This is a genomic window from Paenibacillus xylanilyticus (genome assembly GCF_013359935.1).
Classification (GTDB): domain Bacteria; phylum Bacillota; class Bacilli; order Paenibacillales; family Paenibacillaceae; genus Paenibacillus; species Paenibacillus xylanilyticus.
In genome coordinates this window covers 171,260-197,147 of the sequence record NZ_JABMCB010000178.1, presented here as the reverse complement: position 1 = coordinate 197,147, position 25,888 = coordinate 171,260, and the positions used below count along the sequence as shown (strand labels likewise).

Genomic DNA, 25,888 nt, shown 5'->3' with positions numbered 1-25,888 from the left:
GTGAGTCTATCCAATTTATATATATGAAGCAACGTCACGTGTGAGGGCAAGAAGAGGATATGATAAGAGGAGGCAATGCTCGTGAATACATCAACATCGGTAACATGGGTGGAAGAAGCATGGCGGCAGGGAGCGGACAAAACACTCCGGAATGCACAGCGAATCAAGGATACTTTTCCGCATATCTCCCCGCAGGGAACGTATGACCGGAATGATCCCGAGTGGTGGACAGCCGGATTCTGGCCAGGGCTGTTGTGGCTTGTGTATGGAGAATCTCCGGACGACGGAGCCGTCGCCCCGTTGTCCCGCATTGCCGAAAGCTGTGAACGGCAGCTGGAAGGCTGCCTCCGTAATCCTGATTCGGTGGACCATGATCTGGGATTCATCTGGCTGCTTAGCGGCGTAGCATCCTACCGCCAGACGGGCAGTATGGACAGCCGGCGGCGGGGGATGCTTGCAGCCAATCTGTTTGCCGCTCGGTTCAACGTGCGCGGCCAGTTCATCCGTGCCTGGAACTTCAACTCGTCCACCATGGATACACGCGGCGTAGCCATCATTGACAGCATGATGAATCTGCCGCTGCTCTACTGGGCATCCGAGCAGAGCGGAGACCCCCGCTTCCGCTTGCTGGCGGAAGCACATGCGGACACCGTAGCGCGTGAGTTCATCCGCGCGGACGGGTCCATCTGCCACGTGGTGGAGTTCGACCCACTCACGGGGCAGAAGCTGTGCGAGCATGGCGGACAGGGCCATGCTCCAGGTTCCGCCTGGGCGCGGGGCACCGCCTGGGCGCTGCATGGTTTTGCGCTGTCTTACCGGTATACGGGCGAAGCCCGCTATCTGGAGACAGCGGAACGCGCGGCCGATTTCTTCCTCGCCATGCTTGGCGAAGATATCGTGCCGTTCTGGGATTTTCGCGCACCAGCGGAGCATCAGGTGGCGTGGGACTCGTCCGCCGCAGCGATTGCCGCGAGCGGTCTGCTGGAGCTGGCGAAGCTGTCGCCGCGCGGAGAGGCATATGCCGCAGCGGGGGAGCGCATCGTGCGCGGCCTGCATGAGCGCTACAGCTCAGGCGAGTCAGCGGCGGAAGAGGGGCTGATCATGCAGGGAACGGTGCATTACCCGGAAGGGCGGGGGTTGAATGTGCCGATCATATACGGCGACTATTTCTATATGGAGGCGCTGGCGAAGCTGCGCGGGCGTCCAGGTTTATTTTAAGGCCAACATTTCGGAAATTGAATTATCCAATGATCGCGCCGATCATAGGGATGAAGAAATGAAAGGGCGATCTGCCTGATTCCTTTAAATCAGCATTTTGCATCATTCGATTCCACTCGCTCCGGGGTACAGTATATAGACGAATAGGACCATTTCGATCTATATATATATTAAGATTGGAAGTCGCTTATTAGATTTATGCAAAATGCTCAAATAAGAAACCACCTGACGCAGTCCAGTTTCCATTGGACTGTTGTTGGGTGGTTTTTCTCGCTTGCTCCATTTAGTTGTTTTTGCTTGAAGGAACGCGTCTAAGGATGACGAAGTCAGCTGAAGATTGATCGGGATATCGCTGAGGGATGATCTCTTGCACCTTGAAGTCGGGATAATCGAACAGGTAATGGAACAGGTTCCGATCCTGAATGGTGGCGACACCCGGATTGCCGTTTTCTTTCAACCGTGTGTACAGGACCACCCATTCTTTCGATGAATGCAGAATATCATAGAGCGTATTGCGGAAATCGGTCTCATCGGTGATGTGGTAGAGTACATCAAGGCAGACCGTAAGGTCGGCCATCAGAAAGCCCCGGTTAATCCACAGACCAGGTGTATAGAGCATGAAGCTTTTGGAGGAATCGGTGGCAAACTTCGAGGCGCACAGGCGCACCGAAGAGGCAGCGACATCTACACCCAGGTACTCTTTATAGTTCATATACTGCAGCTGATTGCCGTCCCCACACCCAAACTCGATGACACTGGCAATGCCCTCTCGCTGGATCAATCGGTTCACGACCTCGGCCTTGAATTCAGCCAGAACCCCGTAAGACCCACGTCCAGAAGTTTCCCCGGAACGGTATGTTTGCTCCCAATATCCGATGTAATCAAAAGGCTGCCGCATGTTTCCCCTCCCATCACGTACGATTCAGTTGCTCGCGCTTATGAGATAGCAATATAGATAGGTTATGCGGAATGCTGGCAGGTATGATTCCTTGGGAAAAAGACAGTTTTAAGCATTCATTTCCAATCATTTTCCTGAAAAATCGCTGAAAGTCTAAACATCTGGAAAGAACTTGCCGACATTAACTTTAAGGAAAAAAATGATGATAATCGGGGGGAAATGATGTTAAAGCCAAGATTGACCAAGTACATGGTGATGATGCTGGTATTGGTGCTGAGTATTTCCAACGTAGGCTTGGCCGCTGCGGCAGATAAGGAACTGTCCAAGATTGTAGTTTCCAAAAATGAAATGTCGCTCGAAGTGGGTGATTCCAGTTCCGTTACGGTAACGGGTGTGTATTCTGATAATACGTCGGCTAACGTAACGATCAATACATCCTGGAGCAGCAGTGATACTTCGATAGCAACTGTATATAATGGCGCAATTACAGCCAAAAAGGACGGTACTGCAACGATTACGGCAGAGTACCAGAACCAGACACAGACTGTTCAGGTGAAGGTGAGTAAGAAGGTCAAAGCCCTTTCGAAAAATGTACAGACATTGGATCTGCGTACTGGGGATACCAAAGATATTATTTTAACAGCCACGTACAGCGATAATGAAATCAACGAAAATGCTTCTCAAATGGCAGAATGGTCTACCAGTGATGAGAAAGTTGCTACCGTGGTGAACGGTAAAGTAACCGGACAAAGTGCTGGTACAGCAGTTATCACAGCAAAAGTAGGCAGCCAAAGTGTAACAGTAGATGTTAACGTTGAGGTTGTTAAGCGCGTAGATGTGGATAAGAAGCAGGTTAATCTGCTTTTAAACAAAAGCGAGGGTGTTAAATTAACGGCGACTTATCCAGATGGCACGACCAAAGATGTCACGGCCCTGGCCGAATGGACGTCTAGTAACGAGAAAGTAGCAGATGTGTTAAAAGGTGAAATCACAGGATATTCGGCAGGTTCTGCCACAATCACAGCCAAATACGGAACCAAATCCGTATCTGTAGATGTAGATGTAGATCTGACAAGCAAACTGAGTGTGGAAAAACAAAGTATTTTCTTCCGCTTGAGCGAGTCCAACAAAGCAGCCAATGTTGTTTTAACCGCTTCCTATCCAAACAGCAGCGATGTGAATGTAACAGAACAAGCTACATGGACTTCCAGCGATGAGAAGGTTGCGACTGTGTTTAAAGGGCAAATTACAGCCATTAGCGCAGGTTCGACCACAATCAAAGCATCCTATAGCGGCAAAACAGTGGAGATCGCTGTTGATGTAGACACGGCTAGATATCTGGATATCAAGGATGTTGATGACAAGCTCGCAATGAGTGTTACAGGTGAAAATAGAACCAAGCAATTAAAAGCGAGTGCAGAATACATTGATGCAAGCACAGAGGACGTAACTTCCAAAGCAACATGGACGTCCAGCAATGCGGATGTTGTTTATGTATCGAATGGGGAACTGATCGCCTATAAAACAGGTACAGCTAATATTACAGCAGCATACGGTGGGAAAACCGTCAAGTTTACTGTGAATGTAGACGTTCCTGATAAGTATGAAATGGACAAGAAGAAAGCTTCGGTAGCCGTTGGTGGTACATTCTCCGCTAAAGTACTGGCTGTATATGGCGATACCTCCAAAGATGTATCTGAAGATGCAGAGTGGAGCAGCAGCAGCGAGAAAATTGCTGAAGTGGATAGCAAAGGTGTAGTAACGGGTGTCGCAACGGGTAAGGCGACCATTACAGCGAAAATTGAAGGCAAAACGTTGACACTGCCCGTTGAAGTAGGCATGGCCAGTGGTTTGGAAGCGGATGAAAACTTTGTGGTGCTTTCCGCTAAGGAAACACAGCAAATTGTACTGACTGCAACCGATGAAGATGGATTGACTCAGGATGTTACATCTGAAGCAACATGGAAATCAAGCAATTCACGCGTAGCAGATGTGAAAAAAGGCGTTATAACTGGGAATAGCAGTGGTAAAGCCAACATTACCGCAGAATATGGTTCACAAAAGGTAACCATTCAGGTTGAAGTGGATGTCATTTCACGAATTGAAGCTTCGGAGCCGGCCCTTTCACTGAAATCCGGTGACACAGCTGATCTTACTGTCATTGCGATCTTGAGTGACGGTAGCGAACGTGACGTTACGGACAAAGCCGAATGGAAAACCAACAGCTACAAAGTAGCCCAGGTAACCAAAGGCAAAGTAAAAGCCATTGGTTCAGGTAAAGCGAAAGTAACTGCAAAATACGGCAGCAAGTCCGTAACTGTGGCCATCGATGTAGATACTTTGAAATATCTGCAAACCGATAAGGTAACCCTGACCATGAAACCGGGTGACAAAGTTACCGTGGTGGCAACAGCAACGTATGCGGATGGCAGCGAAGCAAATGTGTCCAAACCGGCACTCTGGAAGTCATCCCGCATTGCAACAGCAACGGTGAAAGATGGCATTATCCAGGCTAATGGTAAAGGTAAAGCAACAATTACGGTAAGCTATGCTGGGGTGAAAACCAAAGTGACGATCGTAGTTGAAGCGAAATAAAGCTTGTTTTTAATGTGAACGTGAAGTGTGTAATTTAATAAACGGTGGTGACAGCATGATGCTGGCGTCACCGTTTTTTTGTATGGATATTCGTATACTGTTCTTGCGTCTTGCATTCAGAGCAACCTGTCGTGTTAGCCCGCCAGGTTATTTATTGGGGATAAACGGTCAGTGCCAAAGCATAAGGGGGTTCATGTAAATAAAAATAAGCTACGGATGCCGCTGGGCATCTGTAGCTGAAAAAATAAATTTATCTTTAAGTTCAATCCGTAATCAGTCATCCCTGATTAATTACTTACATCGTATGGGACAGAACAAGCGCACCGTATGCAAAAGCAATCACAATTAGAATAGCGGGATGCAGCTTGGTCTTGGTCATCACCCATAACGAAATCCCGGCGATGATTAGTGTCTGCCAGATCCCGATGGAAGCGGTAGATACTTGGCCGAATTCCCAAGTGAGCAGAATCATGAGCACTGCGATGACCGGCTGCACAAGCAGTGTCATACCTTTCACTTTGGGTGAAGTACGATACTTGTTCAACAGGCGAAGCAGCAGGATCAGCGCGGCTGCCGAAGGTACAATCGTGGCAAAACTGGCGATAACCGCCCCGAACCAGCCAGCCACCTGATATCCGACAAATGCGGCAATCTTGGTTGCGATTGGACCCGGGAGAGCATTTCCGATCGCGAGCACATCGCCGAATTGCTCTGTCGTCATCCATTTATAATGGTTGACCACTTCTTCCTGCATTAGCGGGATGGAGGCAGGACCGCCCCCGTATCCCAATATATTCGCTACGAAAAATCCCCAAAACAACTCCCACCACGTCTGAAGCATCGTTTAGGACACCTCCTTGTCGGAGCTGCGCTTGGACTTGAAGCGCTGAACCAGATCCAGGTGAAACACCCCATAGCCAAGAAAGACGGCTACTACAATTCCGGGATGAATATTCAGCAGCTGCAATAGAACAAACGCGATGACGCCAAACAGGACGGCAAAGGTTTTACCCAGTCCGGACCATGCCTTTTTGGCAAATTCATAAGCCATCATGCCCAGCATCACAAAGATCACTGGGCGGACGGCTGCCACCATGCCTGCAACGATCTTCGACTCACGCAGCGCGTACATGGAGCCGAGCAGAGCGATGATGGCAATACTTGTTGGCAAAATGTGTGCAAGTACAGAAACGATGGCGCCGAGCACGCCTTTGGTTTTATAACCGAGATAAGCGGCCATCTTGGTCGCAATAGGTCCTGGCAGCGCGTTGGCAATCGCCAAAATCTCGCCAAATTCCTCATCACTCACCCATTGGTAACGGGTGACGGCTTCATAGCGGATCAGCGGAATAACCGAAGGACCGCCGCCATAACCCAATATCCCGGTTCGCACCATACCCGTAACAAGACCGGTGTAATCTTTCCAACCCATGCTGTTTTCCTCCTACAGTCTCATGCCCATTCGGCTTTTATATCGTTTTAACAACAACTGAGATTCGACCTTCACGATACCAGGCATCTTATAGAGCTTCTCCAGCAGAAACTGCTCCATCTCTTCCATGTCTGCAAAAATACCATGCATATGCAGTGTACTTGGGCCTGTCATATGGTAGAGGCTGGTCACTGCCGGTTCATCGTCCAGCTTCTCGGCCACTTCGTCCAGGAAGGGCGGCTCCACATCCACATTAAAAAAAGCGGAGACCTGAAGCCCAACCTTACCTGGATTGATCACTACCGTGAATCGTTCGATAATGCCTTTTTCGGATAGAGCATTGATACGAGCCTGAACGGCCACACGGGACAAACCGATCTGCGTACCCAGATCCGTGTAGGAGATCCGGCTGTTCTGGTGCAGAGCGGCTATAATTTTCCGATCGATCGCGTCCAGATTGTACATTTGCGGGATTTCTCCTCCTTTGGAGGAGCGTTTTTCTGACATGATGGACCATCCTTTTCGTTCTGTATATGGAATATAAAATGTTAACCTTCAACAATACAATTTGCATGCAGCATTCATATTTTAATGACGAATCGTAATTGGAGTCAACATATTTATCCATCATATTGAATTTATCCGATTATGAGCTTTCATTTTGTCATTTGTACCAAAAAATAAACCCAAAGAGGCCGCTCTTGGAATAAATCCATGAGCAGCTTTTTTCTCTAGGCAGTGGGCAAGGGCCCACATTCGAACCTGTCTAAACACTTCTGGGCAGATAAAACGTAATGCTTGTACCTTCACCAGGCTCGGAAGATAACGTCAGCGTTCCTCCAGCACCGCGAGCACGTTCTTCCATACTGAACAATCCGACGCCATTGCCTGCGGTTTGCACATTGAACCCGGCACCTTGATCCGCAATAGTTACAACCGTGCCTTCCTGTGAATCTTCCACGGTTACCTGTGCTTCGGCGACATCGGCATACTTGGCGATATTGGTTAGTGCTTCCTGGATAATTCGGTACATCGCGATCTCCCGATTCATTTCCAGCCGTCTGCGCAGGTTGCATTTCAGATCCACTTCAATGCCGTAGTGGCGGGTATAATTCTCAATATAAGTACGGATGGCTGGAACGACACCAAGGTCATCGAGTACGGAAGGTCTGAGTTCCCAGGCCATGCCCCGTACATCTTCCATAATCCCGGTGACCTGCTTACGCAGAGCTTCCACACCGGAATGGGGCTTGTCAGCCAGGAGCTGATCCATCTGAATCACGAGCGAGAAGAGACTCTGTCCGATTCCGTCATGCAGCTCGCGGGAAATTCGGCGACGTTCCTCCTCCTGAATATTCATGACCTGGGTCATCATCGTCTGCAACTCGCCTTCCACCCGTTTCAGCTTCGTCACTTCACTGCGGACAGCCAAATATTGATAAGGTTCCCCGTCATTGTCGAGAAAAGGCACAATCGTTGTATTCACCCAATAGTGGCTGCCATCCTTCGCGCGGTTACGAATTTCCCCGTTCCATACTCGTCCTGAAGAGATGGTTTCCCAGAGGTTTTTCATGAACGTTTTGCCATGATATCCGGAATTGATGATCCGGTGGTCCTGACCAATCAGTTCCTCTCGTTGATATTGTGAAATTTCGCAAAATTTATCGTTCACGTACTGGATTTTTCCTTTGCGATCCGTGAGGGCTACGATGGAGGACTCATCCAGTGCAAATTTCAGATCACTAAGCTGGTGCAGTGAACCTTTCAGTCTGCTGCGAAACTCGTCATCGGTGATGTGGTTATCCAGCTCATCCAGCAGCTGCAGTACAGGCTGTTCCGCAAGTCCGCTAAGTCTGTTTTCGCGTGCACTACTCAAAGTTTAACAGCCCCTTTTTCATCGCAAACTTGACCAGTTCAGGTCTGGTCCGCAGGCCCAGCTTCTCCATCAGATTGCTTTTGTGGGATTCGACCGTTTTGACACTGATGACCAGATGCTCGGCAATTTCCTTGTTGGCGTAACCTTTCGCGATCCAGGACAAGATTTCTTTCTCCCGCTCGGAGAGGGTGTCATATGGACCGGCGTTTTCTTGTTTGGATTTGTCCAGGTATTCACTCATCAGCCGTTTGGTGGCACTGGGATACAGATAGGCACTGCCATCTGCTACGGAGCGGATAGCTGCTAGCAGCTCCTCGTGTGGTGCGCTCTTGAGAATATATCCGGAAGCTCCGGCATGGATCGCACGGAACAGATACTCTTCATCGTCATGCATGGTCAAAATGAGAATGGCCACGTCCGGCATCAACTTTTTCAATTCGGCGGTAGCGGTTAACCCGTCTTTGCCTGGCGGCATGCTAAAATCCATCAATACAACATCCGGCTTCAATTCCTGTGCCTTGGCAATGGCTTCGTCTCCATCTGCTGCATCGCCCACGATCCGGATTTCATTCTTGCCGTCCAGCAGGGCAATCAGCCCGGAACGTACAACGACATGATCGTCGACAACCAATAATTGAATCACTAGTTTTCCCCCTGTCCGCTTGCTTGGTTCTATCATCATGATACCAAAAAAAGCCACCCAGAGGTTTAATCTCTGAATAGCTCTTCTTCCTTCTGTACTTCCAAGGGGCTTATCCGTAAAGAGTGGGCTCCAACGGTTTGGGCTGCCAGCTCCGCTTGCCGGATGATGTCCGGTGAGAACGTGCAGGGCTGTCTGCTGCCAACAAGCAGCACCGCATCAGGTACGCTGCCCTCGTGGAACACAGGCACGGCTATGGCACATAGCAGCCGCTCCGCGATCATCAACGGACAACGGCCCGGCGTACTGGCATTTGTGGATCCTTCATCAGACAGGGACGTGCGGCCTGTCCTAAGAGCTGTACCCACAAGGTCTTGTCCCGGACGCATTTCCATGCGTGTTACGCGTTCGTTGGTTTCACCGGAGGTATATTTCCAGCGCAGCATGGACCTGGACAGACAGGCAAGTCCGCAAAAATCGGCGGATGTGTTCAGGCGCAGATTGTTGATCATCTCCTGAATGCCGGACGGCAGTTCATCGTGCATGAGAGACACTTCCTTTTTGGAATGATACCGTTAGCTTAGACTCGGTGAAATGGATATCGTTAACCTTTGACCAAGGTGTCCTGAAATATATATTTGTATGTTAGTTCTATTGTAGTCCCATTCGTCCGGGTTGTAATTCAGGGAATCCCCCGATTTCGGTTCTGCAATGTACTGATCTTGGTTAACAGACGGCCCTCAATCCTTATGCAGCAAGAGCTTTACTACATGACAACATGAGTATGCCATCATAGGATGTGACTTTTCTCACAGCAAATTCAGGGAATTTATCAGCCAGGTTCAGGTAATCCCCCGATAACGTTCCCGCCGGTTTCGCGATAAGATAGATTCATAAGGAAACACGAGGGGGACGAACAAATGGGTACGGTATTTATAGAAAGAACAACCCAAGCGACAGAACGGGAACAGGCGGAGGGAAGCAAGATGACACGGGAGACAGGCGGAATACTTTCGTTCGTAACAGCTGAACAGTGGGCCTGGATTGAGGCCAAAATGCAGCCTAAACGGGTGAAGTCGGGGTATAGTCTCTTTCTGGAAGGTGATGAAGCCGGATATCTGTACTACATTCGTTCGGGGCGCGTGAAAATGACCAAATCGACGGAGGACGGCAAGGAAATCATTCTCTCGATTCAGCAAAAAGGGGATCTCATCGGTGAGTTCGGCGGTATTGGCGGGCTGAATCATAGCTATAGTGCCGAGATGACGGAGAAAGGTGAACTTGCAATCATCTCGCTCAGTGATCTGGAAAGTGTGCTTAGTAAACATGGAGACCTTGCCTTGAAATTCCTGCAGTGGATGGCACTTTCACAGCGCATTACTCAATCGCGTTTCCGGGATCTGCTGCTCTATGGCAAGGCTGGAGCTCTGGCTTCGACACTGATCCGTGCCAGCAACTCGTATGGCAAAATCACTCCTGAGGGGATCGTACTCGAGATGAAATTGAATCATACGGAGCTTGCGGAGATGATTGGAGCTACTCGGGAGAGTGTGACACGGATGCTGGGAGCATGGAAGGAACAGGGTACGCTGGACACACTGGATGGCAAATTGATGATTCGTGATCTGGCAGCCCTGCGCTGTATGTGTGGGTGTCCCACATTCCCAAGCTGCCCAGCGGAGTTATGCCGGCTTTAGTTCGCCAGAGTTTTCGATCCATATATTAAATCTTCATTGGCGATTGGGGTCGTTACGGAGATAAAAAAGCTGATATCGGTATCAACCGATATCAGCTTTTTTAAGTGCTTTAATCTTGACGAACTAGGCTCGCATATTCCCTGGCGAGGATCGAATAGACCAACGAATCGTGAAATTCTCCCTTGTAAAACCAGTGCTCCCGCATCATTCCTTCATACTGCATGCCGATCTTCTGCATCACTTTCTCCGATGCCTTGTTGTTCGGCCGACATTTGGCATAGATTCGATGCACACCGAGTGTGTTAAAACCCAAACCGAGCAATGCCAGGCTCGCTTCGGCAGCGTAGCCTCTCCCCTGATACGTTGGATTCATCACATAACCCATCTCCGCATTGGTGCCTTCCGTGTATATGCCTACGCTGCCTACCAGCGTACCATCTGTTTTCAGGCAGACCGCAAGGTCGAATTGGTTTCTTGGCTCATCCTGTTGTGTTAGCAAAACCTGTTCAATGTAAGCCGTGGTATCTTGTTCCGTGTTGGGTCCCCATGCCGTATACCTGGTTACTTCAGGTGATATGGTGTACGTATGTATGCTTTCCCAGTCGTCTATGCGAATTTCTCGCAGGGTCAGCCGTTCTGTCTCCGCTTGCATGTCATTCACTCTCCCCGGGTCCATGATTAAGTCCATTCTACCTGTATCCAGATCACGATTGAAACAAAAAAATAACCCACGATAGATTCAGATCTGAATCTGTCATGAGCCATTTAACATCGATATGTTATTGTGGTTGTTTACATTGAACGGCAGGATAAGTATAAGCCAGCTTGCGAATGATTTCTTTTTGCCACTTCGTATCACCCAGGGTTGTTGCCAGGTTCAGAAGATCCAGATAATCGTCGAGCTGCAGTGATGCTTTTTGCAGAGTTGTATTCATATGATGTTCGTTCCCCTTTAGCTATATGATCGAAAATTCATGTAAAGTTGATTGGAATGAGAGACAAGATCAAGAATGATAATCATTATCACGTATAAGTTTATTATGCTATGAATTCAACCAAAAATCAATGCCGAGTCACTGATTTGCCTTAATTTTTTTTCGAGAAGAGGCCCATCCATAACAGATATGGGATGTATACACCCAGATAAGCAGACGGATAAAGGAACCAGCCATTCAGCAAAAAATGGTGAATTTCAGTGGTAAAGGTGGTCATATGTGCATTGGTGGCATACACATCTCCGGCAATGACCGTGGCTGCACTATAGAAACAGAGGAGAGCCAGGACATGAAACAGCCGCTCCACCATCCGGGAACGAAGAGCAAGAAATACCATCATCAGAGGGACGATGATCAGAAGCAGCAAAAAGATAAACTTCATGGTATGTGTCTCCTTTATCATGTGTTTGGTAAATAGTATGGGCAGGTTAATTATGCAGCAAACTTTTTTCAAAAATTTTACATAAACAAAGAGGAATTCATCATATGAAAGATTAAATTAAAATGGACAACCCATTAAAAGGTAAATCCGAGGAGGAGAAGGAGAACATGAAGAAGGCGTTATGGCAGCACTGGATCGGGGCATTCCTGGTCTTCATGATGATGACAACTGCATTGCTTGGGCCAGGTTTACAGAGTCCGGTACAGGCTGCAGCAGCACCACTTACCGTATCTCAGGCTATTGCTGCTCAGAGCGGTGGAGGAACGGCGACTGTCGAAGGTTATATTGTTGGTCATGCCACCGGTTCGCTTACAGCCAAGTTTACGTCTCCTTACGCCAATGATTTTAACTTTCTGATTGCGGATTCCCCTTCAGAGAAGGCAAACGCTAAATTATTGGATGTGCAAGTTTCCTCATCATTTCGCTCGCAATATGGACTGGCTACCAATCCGGGTCTCGTAGGCAAGAAGGTCATCGTAACCGGATCACTTGGTGCTTACAACAGTTATGCAGGACTCAAAAATCCAACTTCCATCTCCCTTTCTTCCGGAACAACCAATCCAGACCCTGATCCCGAACCGAACCCTGGCACGACGCTGCCCGATGGCACAGGCAAAAAAGTATTGTTCGACAACACCCATGCCCAAACTGCCGGAGCTGCGGACTGGATCATTGATGGAGCATTTTCGGACTTTGCAAATGGTTTGCGAAACGCAGGCTTTGCCGTGGATCAGCTGGAACGCAGCATCCCGTATACATTCGGTGAGCAGGCCATTACCTATACTAAATTAAAAGATTATGATGTCTTCGTTATTGGCGAAGCCAACGTGCCATTCAAAGCGACAGAGCAGGCTGCACTGCTGCAATACGTACAGAATGGCGGCAGCGTGTTCTTCATCTCTGATCACTATAATGCAGACCGCAACAAAAACCGCTGGGACTCCTCCGAAGTATTTAACGGATATCGTCGCGGGGCATTCCTGAACCCGGCTAAGGGGATGTCTTCGGCAGAAGCCGAATCCCCAGCCATGCAGGGGGTTACTAGCTCGGACTGGCTGGCAACAAACTTCGGCATCCGTTTCCGCTACAACGCACTTGGTGATGTGAATGCCACGGATATCGTTGCTCCGTCACAGTCATTTGGAATTACAAGCGGAGTGAATGCAGTAGCAATGCACGCAGGATCCACGGTGGCTGTTATTGATCCAAACAAGGCCAAAGGATTGGTCTATGTTCCAAGCGGTGTGTCCAAATGGGGCAACGCGGTCGATCAGGGCGTATACAATGGCGGCGGACGTGCTGAAGGTGCATATGCAGCCATAGCCAAGGTAGGTGCAGGCAAGGCAGCATTCATTGGTGATTCCTCTCCTGTGGAAGATGCGACTCCGAAGTATTTGCGTGAAGAAACGGGTGCTTCCAAAAAGACCTATGACGGATTCAAAGAGGCTGATGATGCCACGTTCCTCGTCAATACCGTGAAATGGCTCGCGGTAAAAGAAAGCTATACGAGCCTGTCACAGGTGTCTGGTCTGACATTAGACACACCGACAAGCCTGCTTGCCATCGAAGCTCCGGCTGCATCTACAGAACCGCAGCTCGAGCCATGGTCAGCTCCGGCTGCAGGGTACAAATGGTATGATCCAGCTACGTTCAGGAAAGGATCTTATGGCGCAGTTACTCCATAATTTCTAACATCTCAACGTTGTGAGTAAAGGATTTTTGGATTGAAGCCTGTTTGTAGCGGTAACGTTGCAGACAGGCTTTTTCTGTGCACAGCATAGTGAACGGTGAATTTCTTTTGGTATAAATGAACATTGCCAGGGGAAATGTATAGGTTAACTATGTTGGCATGCAGAATAGAAGGGGGAGGCTCCGAATGATGAACCGGCAAGCAGATTGTGATAGCTCGTCCATGAGACAAAGGCTAAAGGAAGATCTGCATCGTGTAGCGGATCGGATGAATCTGACGTTATCCCGTTTTGACAATGACAGTGTCTGTCTGCTGGGGCAGTTCGCCGAGATTCGGACCGAGATCAAGCAGATTGAGGTACTTGCTTCTTCTTTTTATCTGGATTGTTACCTGTCTCCCTTCACCGAGAAGTTTGCTGAGCTGACCGCTAGTGTACAGCATCTGTCCGATCGAAGATATGGTGCTCTTATTGTCATTGAACGCGAGGTGCCTCTTGACCCTATTATTCATTCAGGCGTTGTGATTGATGCAAAAGTTACTCATGCACTGCTTGAATCACTATTTATTCCGGGTGCGCCTCTGCATGATGGAGCGGTTCTGATCCGTGGCAACCAGATCGTCTCTGCAGGCAATGTCCTTCCACTGTCACAGGCTGTAGCAGGGGAACGTAAAATCGGAACGCGTCATCGGGCCGCACTGGGGCTGAGTGAACTGACGGATGCCGTTGTGCTCGTGGTTTCCGAGGAGACCGGACAGGCATCTTTTGCCGTAGAAGGGGATTTGCATCCAATCAACGTGGTCGAGACGCTCCATTAATGCTGCTCGAAAATGAACGCTTTTTGCAAAAAGCGACTCTTACATAGTGATGTGATTTTGCACATTCTTGGCTTATCTAGGTACAATAGAGGATGGCAAAAATAAAGAAACCTTGCGAATTGCCCGCAAAAATGGTTGGAGGAGACGGTGAAACATGAGTTGGTTTGAAGTAATGGAACACCATGATTATGAGGAACTGGTCCTGTGTCAGGACAAAGCTTCCGGGTTAAAGGCGATTATCGCCATTCACGATACAACACTTGGCCCTGCACTGGGCGGCACTCGGATGTGGACGTATGCTTCAGAAGAGGCTGCCATCGAAGACGCACTGCGCCTTTCGCGGGGGATGACATATAAAAATGCCGTATCCGGCTTGAATTTTGGCGGCGGTAAAGCCGTTATTATTGGCGATCCGCGCCGTGACAAGAATGAGGCCATGTTCCGTGCATTCGGAAGATATATTCAAGGTCTGAACGGACGTTATGTAACTGCAGAAGATGTGGGAACTTCGGAAGAAGACATGAACCTGATCTATCAGGAGACCGATTATGTAACAGGCATATCCCCAAGCTACGGTTCGTCGGGGAACCCGTCTCCAGCAACAGCATGGGGAGTATATCGGGGGATGAAGGCGGCAGCCAAAGAAGCATTTGGCACGGATCTGCTGGAAGGCAAAACGGTCGCCGTTCAAGGCGTCGGAAACGTGGCCATGAGTCTGTGCAAATATTTGTACGAGGAAGGTGCCCGCTTGATTGTGACGGATATTCACAAGGATTCCGTGAAGCAGGCAGTGGATCGCTTCGGTGCAGCGGCTGTAGATCCGGCGGACATTACGGGCGTGGAATGTGACATCTATGCACCGTGCGCCCTTGGTGGAACGATTAATGATGATACGCTTAAAACACTCAAAGCCAAAGTGGTTGCAGGGTGTGCCAACAATCAGCTGCTGGAGACCCGACATGGAGACAAACTGCATGAGATGGGCATCGTATACGCTCCGGACTATGTGATTAATGCGGGCGGAGTCATCAACATCGCAGATGAATTGAATGGATACAATGCAGAGCGTGCGTGGAGCAAGATCGGAGAGATCTACGCCAGTTTGGAGAAAATCTTCGAAACGTCCCGTACCGAAGGCATCGCCACTTATATTGCCGCAGACCGTCTGGCCGAACGCCGGATTGAGCTGATGAAGAATACACGAAGCACCTTTCTGCAACAAGGTCATCATGCACTGAGTGCCCGGAGATTGCGCGGGTAAATCAGTGATTACCTTGAATTTAGGCAAGTGATATAGCTCCTTAACAGAAGCAAAAAAAAGGCAGGCATCCCAAATGGGATCCTGCCTTTTTTGATAGATGCACAGCGTTAAGGGATTACTTTTGCTGCTGCGCTTGGTCTTTGAATCCGCCTTTATAAGTGGTCGTTGGTGCCTTGACCTTATCAATTAACAGAATGCCATCGTATTGTTCTGCAGGGATAAAGTTCATCGACATCGGATGAATCACTTCATCCACCATGCCATCCTCGGCAGCGAAGACTGGGCGGGACAACCAAGATGCAGCACTTGTAGCGTCTATAGCTTCGGAGAGATCAATATATGTATTACGGTAACCAGACTTCATCAGCGTATACTCCAGGCTGCCACGAGGCATGGGAGAGATATCAAACGTTTTGCCTGTGGAAATCTCGCTCGCTTGCCCTTCGTTCATATAGAGTCCAATCACATACATGTCGTCCTGCAGTTTTTCATGCATTATTTCGCCCATGCTCTTGAAGCTGGATTGCCAAAGGTCGGAATTTCCATCGCTTTCTCCAATCGGGGGATTAAGGATGGTCGATGTGCTCTTGGCGAGGTGGTCATTATGAGCCCAGAGAATGAACTTTTTGTCCGGATACATCACGTCCATCAGCCATTCCAGATTGTCCGCCATGGCACGATCGCGGAACTCGTAGCTCTCCCGTGTATCGTAGGCTGCCATCTCCATGAATTTGGTCCGGTCATTCAGGACGCGGATCATCATGTCAGCCAGTTTCGGGTTGTCCGGGAATGACTTAACCAGCTCCGGTTTGTGTTCGTTGATCCATTGAACCAATTTCTCATATTGCGGCGTATAGGTATCCTTCACTTGATGGATGGCCGCTTTGAACTCCGGATTGTTGTCGCTGTCGATTCCATACGTATTAAGGACGGCGTACAGATCCGTGATGCCCTGCATCTCAAAAGCATAGTACTCTTTACCTCTTTCGGGGTCGATACTTCCAATCCAGTCACTGATAAATTGCGTTAAGTACCCGGTCGTGAACTGCATGTCGTATCCGGCCAAAATCAGGGGGTGATCCGTTTTGCTCTGTTCCTGCACATACTCGTAGAGACCAAGCGTTTCCTGTGAGTGCCAGATTGGGAAAATGGAGAGCTCCATCATCTGGGCAGGTGTCAGATTCGCTCCTTGTTCATAAGCAACAGCTGCATCTCCCATGCCCGACTCAAAGGCAATAACGTCATAGCCCAGTTCTTCATGTAAAAATTTAATCATGCGCGTTTTGATGGCACTGTACTCGGCAACCCGGTGAAAGTTCTCTCCAAGGCTAACAACTTTCTTGTCCTGCAGTAATGGCTTCAGGAAGGCCAGGTCACTATAATTATCCGATGTCAGGGATTTAATCTCATGGGCATGCTCCTGGACCCACTGTTCCTTGGCAATAGGTGAAGCTGCCGCTGAAGCGGTGCCGGTAATCATTGCGAGGGCCATACCGAGTACGGCTGTTTTTTGAATAAGATGATGTTTCAGGTTCATATTAATTATCCTCCGTATGAATGATGTGTTGAAATCCATAATCGAAGGATAACGGCCAATTCTAACGAAAGTATAACGTGGACATTAAAATGTAATGCATTTCTGATTCAGCAGTTTCACGAATTGATCCAAAGCACTGCTGACATACCGATCCTCCCCGCGAACAAAGGTGGTTGTAGTGTGGGTGAACTTTTCGGCCAGATCGTGTACCGAGTACACTTCCGGCTTCTTGTGAATCACACTGCAAGGCATAATCGTATAAGCAATCCCGGACTCCACACAGCTGAGCAGGTTCTCCATGGTACTGACCTCGATCATATTGCGGGCAGACAACCCTTCTTCCTCCAAAAACATTTCCGTAATTTCACGATAGGGACAGCCCTGAGGGAAAACCACCCATGAGACCTGGCATAGGCTCTCTGTGGGGGTTTCCATACGTTTAGAAATAATGTGTACCGTATCCTGCATTTCGTATTCCACTTTCAACCCTTCTTTAACACAGGCACCGCTGATGAACGCACCATCAATCTCATATGCCTGTATTTTGTGACGCAGCACTTTGGGCGAAGTGGCGTTCACCAGTGAGATGGAAACCTTCGGATACGTGACCTGGTATTCGTTCAGTATCTCCATGAAGCGGCTTGACGCAGCCGTCTCCACAATCCCGATTTTCAGTGTTCCGGAAGGCTCCCCGGGATCCATCATATCCTGTTCCAGATCATGCAGCAGGTTACGGATGCGAGCGGCATATGCAATAAACTGCTCTCCTTTGGCTGTGGGGACCACACCCTTGGGGAAGCGGTTGAATAACTGCACCTGGTATTCCTGCTCCAGCTTTTTGATGCGGGTGGTGACATTGGATTGGGCATAGTTTAATTCTTTGGCGGCTTGCGAGATTTTGCCTGACCGTCCGACTGCGAGAATGATATCGATATCTGATAATTCCATACGTAATCCTCCTGATTGCGGGATTTCTCCGAAAAGCCAAATTGAAGTCCTTATGATATCTCTCACAGAGATACTTCCATATATTCTAATCATTTTACGATATGCCTGAGCCGTTCTACAATATCCCTAATTACGATGAGAGAAGGGATAGCATGAACAATCTTATAAAATTACTCAACCCGGTTACGATCAACCAATGGAACCTTAGAAACCGAATTGTGATGGCTCCGTTAACGAGAGGGTTTGCGAATGATGAGGATGGCACAGTAACAGAAGAGATGGTGGCATACTATGAGCAGCGTGCCCGGGATGGTGTGGGATTGATCATTACGGAGGGAGTTAACCCCAACCTGGCGGGTAAAGGAACCTATGGCATACCTGGGCTGTATACGGAAGCACAGACCGTTTCATGGAAAAGGGTTACGGAAGCCGTTCATAGACATGGAGGTACGATCATAGCGCAGCTGTGGCATGTCGGCAGATTGTCCCACTCCGATCTCATCGGAGGAACGCCGCAGGCACCTTCGAGCATTCAGGCCGAGGGCAAGGTGCATAAATTGCACAAGCCATATCAGGTTCCCGAAGCGATGTGCATACAGGATATTCAGGATACGATCCAGCATTTTCAGAATGCTGCTCGCAATGCGGTGCTGGCCGGATTTGACGGGATTGAGCTGCATGCAGCTCATGGATATCTGATGGATCAATTTATCAACGAGAAGACGAATCATCGAACAGACGAATATGGAGGCGGGATCCAGGAGAGATTACGTTTTTTGAAAGAGATCATTCTGGCGGTAAAAAAAGAAATCAGCGTGGATCGCATTTCAATCCGATTTTCCGAGAAAAAAGACGATGATCCATCCTATGCTTGGACAGACAAGGCGGCCATGATTGATGCTTATCTTAACCTGTTCCGTGAGACGGGCATTACAATTCTGCATCCTTCAACCGACCGCTATACAAGAGCCTGGGCAGGGGAGAAGACCTTTCATGAAGTGATCAGGCAACAGTGGGAGCATACGATTATTGGGGTGGGGAATCTGGATGCTCAAACGGCAGAGGAAGCCTTGAATGAGGGGATCATTCATCTCGCTGCGTTTGGCAGGCCCTTTATTGCCAATTCCGATCTGGTGCACAGATTGCATGCAGGTGAGCCGCTGGTGGAGTACGATGTGAACAAGCATTTGCCTGTTCTGATATGAAAAAATAATGAAAGGGCAGCTCTAATCCTGGGGATTAGACTGCCCTTCTATGTTGAGTGATGCAGTTATGAGTTGCTGACAACGCCGGTTTTCTTTTCCGTAAAGTAATAGCCGAGCGCCAACAGTGGCATGATCAGGCCGATCAGTGTCGTCAGACTCCAGCCTCCCGATGCGTAGGACCAGCTTCCAAGCGATGAGCCAATGGCCCCTCCGATAAAGAAGATCGACATAAAAATTCCGTTTACCCGTCCTCTCGCTTCATTCGCGAGGGAGTAGATGATGCGCTGTCCCAGAACGAGATTGCCGGAGACTGCCATGTCGAGCGTTATGGCGACAATGACCAGCAGCACAAGAGAAGCGGTAGAGTGCCCCTGGAATACATAGGCAAGACCGAAGGAGAGAGCGGCAATCACCATGGCAAGTCCGGTTAGTATCTTGGTCAAGCCTTTGTCTGCCCATCTGCCTGCAATAGGTGCGGCAATGGCTCCTCCTACACCAGCCAGTGCAAACCAGGCAATTCCCTGCTGGGTCATGCCAAAATCATGAGCGAGCCGCAAAGGCACGATCGTCCAGAACAGACTGAAGGCGCCAAACAAGCTGGCTTGGTACAGTGCCCGGCGACGCAGCATGGGCAAGGTTTTCAGCAGGGTGCCCAGTGAAACAATAAGCTGACCGTATTTCATTGCAGGGTGAGGCTGACGTACAGGAAGAGCACGTGACAGGAGCAGGGCTAACAATGCAATGACAATGGCAGAGGAAATGAAGACAGCCTGCCAACCGAATGCATCTGTAATGAAGCTTGCGATGGGGCGAGCCAACATGATACCGAGAAGAAGTCCACTCATGACATTGCCAACAACGCGTCCGCGCTGCTCTTCCGAGGTAAGATAGGTAGCGTATGGTACGAGAATTTGAGCGACGACGGAACCTATGCCGATCACCAATGACGCCGTCAGAAATAGTAAAGCATGAGTGGAGAACGCAGCTGCAGCCAAGGCAACGACTAGTAAAATCAGAAAGGAAGTTACGAGCCGCCGGTTCTCCATAATGTCACTGAGGGGTACGATAAACAGCAATCCGATGACATAACCAATCTGGGTTAACGTTACGATCAATCCTGCAGCAGCAGACGATAACCCTGTTGTTAAACTGATCGGGCCGATCACCGTTTGAGCATAATACAAATTTGCCACAATAAGTCCACAAGCCGCAGCCAAAAGGAATATCAGCCAACCCGGAATCTGTTTTGCCTTCGTATCGTGTTTCATGTTCATCATTATCATCCTCCACATGGTATTAGATTAGTTTCATTATGGGTCAATGCAGCTTGAATCCTTAATTTCTAAACGTGTCGTTCACTAATTACAAACATATAATAAACGATACGTTTAGTATTGTAAATAGGCATAACTATTTTATTCTGGGTAAGCAGCAATCACGAGAAGGCGGAACTGTTTATGTGGTGGGCATTTTAGTATAATGAACGTATCGTTTTTAAGAAAATTTGATGGTGATGGTTACCTCAAGGAGGGATTCAGATGACAGCCAAAAGAGGACGTCCCCGCAACATGGAAACCCAGAATGCCATTCTTGCAGCCGCCTATGAGCTGCTGCTGGAGCATGGTTTTGCAGCGATTACGGTTGAAAAGATAGCGGAGCGTGCTCAAGTGAGCAAAGCGACGATATACAAATGGTGGCCCAACAAAGGGGCTGTCATTATGGACGGATACATGTCTGCCATGACAGCAAGATTGCCTGTCCCGGATACAGGATCGGTATTTGAAGATGTACGCATTCATGCGAGCAATATGATTCAATTTTTGACGAGTCTGGACGGTAAGGCTATTACTGAGATCATTGGAGAAGGACAGTCAGATCCAGGTCTTGCGGTAGAATATCGGACCAGATACATTCAGCCTCGTCGGCGTGAAGCGTGGGGAATTATAGAGAAAGGTGTAACGCGAGGTGAATTAAAAAGTGATTTGGACATCGGCTTGTGCATCGATCTCGTTTACGGGCCGGTTTTTTATCGCATGTTGGTGACTGGCGAACCGATGGATAGTGAGTTTGTAGAGAGACTTTTGAATTCTCTGTTTGCAGGGATTAAGTCCACTTAAATAAAAGAAAAGAACGTCGAATAAGGGAGGAACAGGGTGATTCTCACGAATCACCCTGAATTTGATATGTGTATCTGAGTGAGGACTTATATCTGGAATGTAGGGGAGATGGCTGAGGGCCATGTGGCGGAAGAATGGGAGGCAGGGGAAGGTATTTGCCGGCTTAATACCGGGGGATCGTTCCATACCGAATTCGGTAATTCACGTCGTAATACGGGCGCTACGTCCTGGGCAAAGCGCTCAACCTGCTCTAGCTGCTCGCTATGACTGAGTCCATCTACGCTGATGCTGAGCACCTGATGTCCAAAAGCGGCATGGTAATCCATGATTTTCACAATAACCTGTTCAGGACTACCAATGAGCACAGGACCGCGAGCGATGTTATCCTCCAGGTCTGTGAAGGGTGACTGGTTGTGCTGGGCGGCAGCGGTTGCGTGAAAAGCATTATAATAAGGCGTATAGCGACGAATCGCTTCCTCACGTGTATTCGCAAGGTACAGGCTCCCCGCTCCGGAACCGATCACCGCACGATTCGCATCATGACCATAATAATCAAGACGTTCCCGATAGTGGTCAATCAACGCTTTGTATTTTGCCTGTGGATGAAAAGAATTCGAGGAGAAGAGTGGTTCGCCGTATTTCGCTGCCAGCTCGGTGGAGAGTGTACTCGATGCGCTGCCATGCCAGATCGGAATGGATTGTTGGAGAGGGCGCGGCCAAGTGGTAACATCGTGGAGAGGCGGGCGATACGTTCCCTGCCAGGTTACATTCTCCTCCGTCCACAGGCGCTTTAGCAGCTCATAGCGTTCACCAAGTGAAACCCACTGTTCCTCCTCACGAATGCCAAACAGCGGATAGTGCCGAGGGTCATTGCCTTTTCCGATGATCATCTCCAGCCGCCCACCGGATAATTGATCTAGTGTTGCATAATCTTCGGCAACCCGAACCGGATCCAACACGCTGAGCACAGTGACGGTTGTTAGCAAACGAATGCGGGAGGTAGCAGCAGCTACAGCGGTCAGTACAACAGGCGGCGAGGATGACAGAAAAGGCGCACCGTGCCGTTCCCCAATTCCATATGCATCGAAGCCCAAACGCTCGGCCAGTCTGGCTTGTTCCAGAATGTTATGGAATTTCTGTTGTGCGGTCAGTGCTTCACCGGTTACCGCATTGGGGAGGTTCATCATGAGGCTAAACAAGGCAAATTTCATCTGACCTTCTCCTTGAACGGAATTGGCGAATCTGTTTTGTTTAATCCTATGGAAATAGTAGGATATTATGAGTTGAACTTACTTTAACATGTCCGCTCCTATTCTTCTAATGGATTTTTTCTATAAGACGGGATATATTCAGCAAAAATGTCTAAATGTGAAGGAAATTGCCACGATTGTTATTGACCGCTGTAAAATTTAGGATTAAAATTGTGCATATCATATAAATTCAAATTTCTGGATTTTCATTGTGGAGGTGGGAGACATGGAACCTACAACTACGATACGCTCAAATATTGAGGATTACATCAGGAAACAAGGGTATACCCTACAATACTTTGCTGATATATCGGGGGTTAACGCCGGGACTTTAAGTGCGATTATCAAAGGGACACGGCCGATTGCCATGGCTCAATTGGACCTCATCACCCAGGGCATGAAGCTGGAGGAAGGCCACTTCTACGAAATATATGGTGCTGAATGTTTTGTGGAATCTGCGCCGCACTGGCGAAGGTTGGAGCCGTTCCTGCTGCGCTGTGCCGAGCTGGACAAGCTGGACTGTATACAGAGGGTAATTCAGCAAGTGACGGATGATCGCTCTTATGTTTCCGAATTGTTTGAGCTGGCCGAGTCCATGTTTGAACGCGGACAGAAGAAGGCTGCGCGGATGTTGTACGAATGTGTTGCCGAGTGTGAGAAGTACCAGCACTCCGAACGTCTGGCGTTGTGCCAGTATCGTATCTTCACCTTGTCTCTGGGCCAGGACCAGCATGAGAATCTTAGAGCAGCCGTTCACTTCGAGCCGTATATTAACCGGCTGGACGAAGAGCGACAGCTGGATGCAATCAAGGATCTGGCGAATACATACTCCGCTCTCCGCTATTGGGACAAGTTGTTCACACTGGCTGATGAATTGGGTCGTAAAGCCGAAATTATACAAACTTACACCAAGAAGAATGTAGATAAAGCAAGCAGGGTAACTTCATATCCGTTGTTTGTGTACAAAGCCTATTCAAGCCTGCTCAAGGCAACTGCAAGTGAAAGGTTAGGCAAGTATGAGGAAGCTTTACGCTATACAAAGGCATACGCAGACTTAATTAAAATTATAGAACCTGATGATGAGGATATTTTTTATATTATTAAATTCAAAGGTTGGGAAGAGGCCAATACGTATCTCTATCATTTATTAATGGGAGATAAAAATGTTCTGCCAGCCTATGTCGATTTTATTGAAAGAAATCAAAAAGAGTTATTACCTGCCCTGGTTAACATCATGGAGGCAGCGAACAAGTATGATATGGACGTGGATGAGGTTCTTGATAAATTTGGTGTTCAAATGACATCGGTAGATACCTTAATTCAAGGTTATAGTAAACAAGTCAAATTGGATCTTTATATAACTTTTTTAGTTGAATTGTCCATATATCACCTTGCTCGTGGTAGATACGAGGAAGGCATGAAACAACTTATGGAATGTTTAGCTTCTGCTATAAAGATAAACAATCAATCTGATATTATTCATTGTGTGGCTCTATATGAGAAGTATAGAAATAAGGCAAGTAAGGAAATTGAAAGTCAATATCATTCATTAATGACGGAGGTAGAGAATTATTATGAAAAAAAGGAATATCCTGTATATAGTCTTGCTTAGTTTCTTTCTCATTACCCTTCCCCTGGAAGGTTCAGTAACAAATACATCTCCTATGCACACACTTTCCTCTCAACATGGAACAGGAGATTTGTAAATAATCGTGTGTTATTAAAAGATTTCATTAAAAACAGTGCGGTTCCTAAATTTAGGACGCGCTGTTTTTATTATAGTAGTGATGATTGACCGTTGTAAAATACAGGATTAAAATTACATTTACTATACATGGCATATCATTAAGAAGTTTGGATTGTTGGGGGTGAGATATTTGCAACTTGCACCTACGATACGCTCGCATATAGAAAATCATATCAAGGTTAAGGGGTACAAACTTCAACAATTTTCTAGTATCTGTGGAGTTAATGTTGGTACGATGAGTGCCATACTTAAAGGAAGCAGACCTATAGCCATGAATCAATTGGATCAAATTACTGCTGGTATGGGACTTGAAAAGGGATACTTCTATGAGATGTACTGCGTGGAATGTTTCGTGGAAACTGCCCCACATTGGAGACGCTTGGAACCTTTTTTATATCGGTGCGCCGAACTAAACAAGCTGGATTGTATTAAAAAGGTTGTGGTCCAGGTAACCGATGATCGATCTTATACTTCAGAATTGTTTGAAATGGCTGAGAAGATCTATAACGAAGAGATGAATGAAGCAGCACTTATTTTGTATGAATGCGTGGCTGACAGTGAGAAATATCAGCACTCTGAACGGTTGGCTTTATGTCAGTACCGCATTTTTTCAATCAATAAAACCATGAGCAAATTCGATAATCTAAGCGCTGCAGTTCACATGGAACCTTATGTAGAAAAGTTGGATGAGGAAATACAACTGGATGCAATTAAAGACTTGGCCAATATATACCTCACAATACACCTCTGGGATAAGGTTTATTATCTGGCTGATGAGCTGGAAAGAAAAGTTGATTTTCAACTTAGTCTTCAATCTCGAAGACGAAAAAGCAGACAAAGAATTGCGTTTTATCCCTTATTCACGTACAAAGCATATGCAAACTTACTGAAGGCAGGTGTGTGTGAAGCTCGCCAAGAATATGAAAAGGCTTTAGAATACACCGATATTTATGAACGAGTCATTGAAATTCCAAACCCGACTGAAGAAGAGCAAGAATTAATAGAGCGTTTTCAGAGTTGGGCTAAGGGGAATCGATATTTATATCAAATGTTGTTAGGAAATCATAAGGTGCTTGAATCTTATCTGGATTATCTCAATGATCATCCTCAGGAGATTTTAACTGCCTTCGTGACTATTGTACAAGCAGCCAATCAACACGCACTAGATATCGATTTTGCGTTGGAGAGATTCGATCCCTACATTAAACAATTCAATACAGAGGAATATGTAAAAGGGACATATACTGATCAGGTAATAAATCATAGGTATATACGATTTTACTATGAACTTGCGAAATATAGGCTCAGCCAACAAAAGTACAAACAAGGAATGGAGAATTTACTCATCAGTTTGAAGCTCTCATCTGCCAGTGATGATGACTTAATGTCTATAAGATCTATTGATTTATATGGAAAGTTCAGAAATCATGCCAGTGACTCGCAGGAAAAACAGTATAGTTTGCTAATGGATAGTCTAAGTACCCAACATTTTGGAGTATAAGACTTATAATCAATTTAGGGGAA

General features: G+C 47.6%; 24 protein-coding genes. 10 read left to right on the top strand and 14 right to left on the bottom strand.

The features are described from left to right. Positions 1 to 81 precede the first annotated feature (81 nt). Positions 82 to 1,218 carry a glycoside hydrolase family 88 protein gene (locus tag HP552_RS13195; RefSeq protein ID WP_312884290.1) on the top strand — a complete coding sequence of 379 codons (1,137 nt, stop codon included), beginning with the start codon at positions 82 to 84 and terminating at the stop codon, positions 1,216 to 1,218. Between the two features lie 283 nt (positions 1,219 to 1,501). Here HP552_RS13195 and HP552_RS13190 read toward each other — a convergent pair whose 3' ends face one another. Next, on the bottom strand, positions 1,502 to 2,116 hold the full coding sequence (locus tag HP552_RS13190; RefSeq protein WP_175395911.1) for a class I SAM-dependent methyltransferase: 615 nt from the start codon (positions 2,114 to 2,116) through the stop codon (positions 1,502 to 1,504). A 222-nt stretch (positions 2,117 to 2,338) separates the two neighbouring features. On the opposite strand from HP552_RS13190, the gene HP552_RS13185 reads away from it, so the two are divergent. Continuing rightward, positions 2,339 to 4,711 carry an Ig-like domain-containing protein gene (locus HP552_RS13185; RefSeq protein WP_175395910.1) on the top strand — a complete coding sequence of 791 codons (2,373 nt, stop codon included), beginning with the start codon at positions 2,339 to 2,341 and terminating at the stop codon, positions 4,709 to 4,711. Positions 4,712 to 5,006: 295 nt separating this feature from the next. Here the strand turns inward: HP552_RS13185 and chrA are convergent, their stop codons facing one another. From chrA to HP552_RS13155, 6 genes are all read right to left on the bottom strand, one after another. Next, positions 5,007 to 5,552, bottom strand: coding sequence for a chromate efflux transporter ChrA (gene chrA / locus HP552_RS13180; protein ID WP_175395909.1), 546 nt, complete (start codon positions 5,550 to 5,552; stop codon positions 5,007 to 5,009). 3 nt (positions 5,553 to 5,555) lie between these two features. Further along, positions 5,556 to 6,143 (bottom strand): chromate efflux transporter ChrB, encoded by a 588-nt coding sequence (chrB, locus tag HP552_RS13175; RefSeq protein ID WP_175395908.1) that lies wholly within the window; start codon positions 6,141 to 6,143, stop codon positions 5,556 to 5,558. 12 nt (positions 6,144 to 6,155) lie between these two features. Further along, positions 6,156 to 6,650, bottom strand: a complete 495-nt coding sequence (chrS, locus tag HP552_RS13170) for a chromate efflux transcriptional regulator ChrS (protein ID WP_175395907.1) — start codon at positions 6,648 to 6,650, stop codon at positions 6,156 to 6,158. Between the two features lie 259 nt (positions 6,651 to 6,909). Then, positions 6,910 to 8,019 carry a PAS domain-containing sensor histidine kinase gene (locus HP552_RS13165; RefSeq protein ID WP_175395906.1) on the bottom strand — a complete coding sequence of 370 codons (1,110 nt, stop codon included), beginning with the start codon at positions 8,017 to 8,019 and terminating at the stop codon, positions 6,910 to 6,912. Beyond that, a complete protein-coding gene (locus HP552_RS13160) occupies positions 8,012 to 8,662 on the bottom strand; it encodes a response regulator (RefSeq protein ID WP_175395905.1) in 651 nt (216 codons plus the stop codon). The genes HP552_RS13165 and HP552_RS13160 overlap by 8 nt, the downstream gene beginning before the upstream one ends. Before the next feature lie 65 nt (positions 8,663 to 8,727). Then, entirely contained in the window at positions 8,728 to 9,204 is a 477-nt protein-coding gene (locus HP552_RS13155; RefSeq protein ID WP_175395904.1) for a GAF domain-containing protein, read from the bottom strand. Positions 9,205 to 9,579: 375 nt separating this feature from the next. On the opposite strand from HP552_RS13155, the gene HP552_RS13150 reads away from it, so the two are divergent. Then, positions 9,580 to 10,356 carry a Crp/Fnr family transcriptional regulator gene (locus HP552_RS13150; RefSeq protein WP_175395903.1) on the top strand — a complete coding sequence of 259 codons (777 nt, stop codon included), beginning with the start codon at positions 9,580 to 9,582 and terminating at the stop codon, positions 10,354 to 10,356. Between the two features lie 109 nt (positions 10,357 to 10,465). Here the strand turns inward: HP552_RS13150 and HP552_RS13145 are convergent, their stop codons facing one another. The 3 genes from HP552_RS13145 to HP552_RS13135 form a co-directional block, all read right to left on the bottom strand. Then, positions 10,466 to 11,008 carry a GNAT family N-acetyltransferase gene (locus HP552_RS13145; RefSeq protein ID WP_175395902.1) on the bottom strand — a complete coding sequence of 181 codons (543 nt, stop codon included), beginning with the start codon at positions 11,006 to 11,008 and terminating at the stop codon, positions 10,466 to 10,468. Between the two features lie 127 nt (positions 11,009 to 11,135). Continuing rightward, the gene (locus tag HP552_RS13140) at positions 11,136 to 11,291 is read right to left on the bottom strand and encodes a hypothetical protein (RefSeq protein ID WP_175395901.1); all 156 of its coding nucleotides are present in this window, start codon (positions 11,289 to 11,291) and stop codon (positions 11,136 to 11,138) included. A gap of 151 nt (positions 11,292 to 11,442) precedes the next feature. Beyond that, entirely contained in the window at positions 11,443 to 11,733 is a 291-nt protein-coding gene (locus HP552_RS13135; protein WP_175395900.1) for a hypothetical protein, read from the bottom strand. 215 nt (positions 11,734 to 11,948) lie between these two features. On the opposite strand from HP552_RS13135, the gene HP552_RS13130 reads away from it, so the two are divergent. From HP552_RS13130 to HP552_RS13120, 3 genes are all read left to right on the top strand, one after another. Then, on the top strand, positions 11,949 to 13,478 hold the full coding sequence (locus HP552_RS13130) for a DUF6359 domain-containing protein (protein ID WP_246310877.1): 1,530 nt from the start codon (positions 11,949 to 11,951) through the stop codon (positions 13,476 to 13,478). A gap of 191 nt (positions 13,479 to 13,669) precedes the next feature. Continuing rightward, positions 13,670 to 14,299: a sporulation-specific diadenylate cyclase CdaS gene (gene cdaS, locus HP552_RS13125; RefSeq protein WP_175395898.1), complete on the top strand. Its 630-nt coding sequence runs from the start codon at positions 13,670 to 13,672 to the stop codon at positions 14,297 to 14,299. 154 nt (positions 14,300 to 14,453) lie between these two features. Further along, complete coding sequence (locus tag HP552_RS13120; protein WP_175395897.1) at positions 14,454 to 15,560, top strand: Glu/Leu/Phe/Val family dehydrogenase; 1,107 nt, start codon at positions 14,454 to 14,456, stop codon at positions 15,558 to 15,560. Positions 15,561 to 15,675: 115 nt separating this feature from the next. On the opposite strand, the gene HP552_RS13115 is transcribed toward HP552_RS13120, so the two are convergent. Continuing rightward, positions 15,676 to 17,097 (bottom strand): erythromycin esterase family protein, encoded by a 1,422-nt coding sequence (locus HP552_RS13115; protein ID WP_246310868.1) that lies wholly within the window; start codon positions 17,095 to 17,097, stop codon positions 15,676 to 15,678. An 84-nt stretch (positions 17,098 to 17,181) separates the two neighbouring features. Continuing rightward, positions 17,182 to 18,045: a LysR family transcriptional regulator gene (locus HP552_RS13110; protein WP_175395896.1), complete on the bottom strand. Its 864-nt coding sequence runs from the start codon at positions 18,043 to 18,045 to the stop codon at positions 17,182 to 17,184. A gap of 152 nt (positions 18,046 to 18,197) precedes the next feature. Between HP552_RS13110 and HP552_RS13105 the strand changes: the two genes are divergently transcribed. Then, on the top strand, positions 18,198 to 19,250 hold the full coding sequence (locus HP552_RS13105; protein ID WP_175395895.1) for an oxidoreductase: 1,053 nt from the start codon (positions 18,198 to 18,200) through the stop codon (positions 19,248 to 19,250). A 65-nt stretch (positions 19,251 to 19,315) separates the two neighbouring features. Here the strand turns inward: HP552_RS13105 and HP552_RS13100 are convergent, their stop codons facing one another. Further along, on the bottom strand, positions 19,316 to 20,527 hold the full coding sequence (locus tag HP552_RS13100; RefSeq protein ID WP_175395894.1) for an MFS transporter: 1,212 nt from the start codon (positions 20,525 to 20,527) through the stop codon (positions 19,316 to 19,318). 261 nt (positions 20,528 to 20,788) lie between these two features. Between HP552_RS13100 and HP552_RS13095 the strand changes: the two genes are divergently transcribed. After that, a complete protein-coding gene (locus HP552_RS13095) occupies positions 20,789 to 21,367 on the top strand; it encodes a TetR/AcrR family transcriptional regulator (protein ID WP_175395893.1) in 579 nt (192 codons plus the stop codon). A gap of 86 nt (positions 21,368 to 21,453) precedes the next feature. Here the strand turns inward: HP552_RS13095 and HP552_RS13090 are convergent, their stop codons facing one another. Continuing rightward, positions 21,454 to 22,578 carry an LLM class flavin-dependent oxidoreductase gene (locus HP552_RS13090; RefSeq protein WP_175395892.1) on the bottom strand — a complete coding sequence of 375 codons (1,125 nt, stop codon included), beginning with the start codon at positions 22,576 to 22,578 and terminating at the stop codon, positions 21,454 to 21,456. A gap of 265 nt (positions 22,579 to 22,843) precedes the next feature. On the opposite strand from HP552_RS13090, the gene HP552_RS13085 reads away from it, so the two are divergent. Together HP552_RS13085 and HP552_RS13080 are read left to right on the top strand one after the other, a co-directional pair. Continuing rightward, positions 22,844 to 24,229 (top strand): transcriptional regulator, encoded by a 1,386-nt coding sequence (locus HP552_RS13085; RefSeq protein ID WP_175395891.1) that lies wholly within the window; start codon positions 22,844 to 22,846, stop codon positions 24,227 to 24,229. 265 nt (positions 24,230 to 24,494) lie between these two features. Then, positions 24,495 to 25,865 (top strand): transcriptional regulator, encoded by a 1,371-nt coding sequence (locus tag HP552_RS13080; protein ID WP_175395890.1) that lies wholly within the window; start codon positions 24,495 to 24,497, stop codon positions 25,863 to 25,865. The last annotated feature ends 23 nt before the right edge of the window (positions 25,866 to 25,888 follow it).

What these genes read in the sequence shown, in the direction of transcription:
- HP552_RS13190 (WP_175395911.1), bottom strand. Translation starts at nt 2,116, where the DNA reads ATGCGGCAGCCTTTTGATTACATCGGATATTGGGAGCAAACATACCGT.
- HP552_RS13185 (WP_175395910.1), top strand. Translation starts at nt 2,339, where the DNA reads ATGTTAAAGCCAAGATTGACCAAGTACATGGTGATGATGCTGGTATTG.
- chrA (WP_175395909.1), bottom strand. Translation starts at nt 5,552, where the DNA reads ATGCTTCAGACGTGGTGGGAGTTGTTTTGGGGATTTTTCGTAGCGAAT.
- chrB (WP_175395908.1), bottom strand. Translation starts at nt 6,143, where the DNA reads ATGGGTTGGAAAGATTACACCGGTCTTGTTACGGGTATGGTGCGAACC.
- chrS (WP_175395907.1), bottom strand. Translation starts at nt 6,650, where the DNA reads ATGTCAGAAAAACGCTCCTCCAAAGGAGGAGAAATCCCGCAAATGTAC.
- HP552_RS13155 (WP_175395904.1), bottom strand. Translation starts at nt 9,204, where the DNA reads ATGCACGATGAACTGCCGTCCGGCATTCAGGAGATGATCAACAATCTG.
- HP552_RS13150 (WP_175395903.1), top strand. Translation starts at nt 9,580, where the DNA reads ATGGGTACGGTATTTATAGAAAGAACAACCCAAGCGACAGAACGGGAA.
- HP552_RS13145 (WP_175395902.1), bottom strand. Translation starts at nt 11,008, where the DNA reads ATGCAAGCGGAGACAGAACGGCTGACCCTGCGAGAAATTCGCATAGAC.
- HP552_RS13140 (WP_175395901.1), bottom strand. Translation starts at nt 11,291, where the DNA reads ATGAATACAACTCTGCAAAAAGCATCACTGCAGCTCGACGATTATCTG.
- HP552_RS13135 (WP_175395900.1), bottom strand. Translation starts at nt 11,733, where the DNA reads ATGAAGTTTATCTTTTTGCTGCTTCTGATCATCGTCCCTCTGATGATG.
- HP552_RS13130 (WP_246310877.1), top strand. Translation starts at nt 11,949, where the DNA reads ATGATGATGACAACTGCATTGCTTGGGCCAGGTTTACAGAGTCCGGTA.
- cdaS (WP_175395898.1), top strand. Translation starts at nt 13,670, where the DNA reads ATGATGAACCGGCAAGCAGATTGTGATAGCTCGTCCATGAGACAAAGG.
- HP552_RS13120 (WP_175395897.1), top strand. Translation starts at nt 14,454, where the DNA reads ATGAGTTGGTTTGAAGTAATGGAACACCATGATTATGAGGAACTGGTC.
- HP552_RS13115 (WP_246310868.1), bottom strand. Translation starts at nt 17,097, where the DNA reads ATGAACCTGAAACATCATCTTATTCAAAAAACAGCCGTACTCGGTATG.
- HP552_RS13110 (WP_175395896.1), bottom strand. Translation starts at nt 18,045, where the DNA reads ATGGAATTATCAGATATCGATATCATTCTCGCAGTCGGACGGTCAGGC.
- HP552_RS13105 (WP_175395895.1), top strand. Translation starts at nt 18,198, where the DNA reads ATGAACAATCTTATAAAATTACTCAACCCGGTTACGATCAACCAATGG.
- HP552_RS13100 (WP_175395894.1), bottom strand. Translation starts at nt 20,527, where the DNA reads ATGATGAACATGAAACACGATACGAAGGCAAAACAGATTCCGGGTTGG.
- HP552_RS13095 (WP_175395893.1), top strand. Translation starts at nt 20,789, where the DNA reads ATGACAGCCAAAAGAGGACGTCCCCGCAACATGGAAACCCAGAATGCC.
- HP552_RS13090 (WP_175395892.1), bottom strand. Translation starts at nt 22,578, where the DNA reads ATGAAATTTGCCTTGTTTAGCCTCATGATGAACCTCCCCAATGCGGTA.
- HP552_RS13085 (WP_175395891.1), top strand. Translation starts at nt 22,844, where the DNA reads ATGGAACCTACAACTACGATACGCTCAAATATTGAGGATTACATCAGG.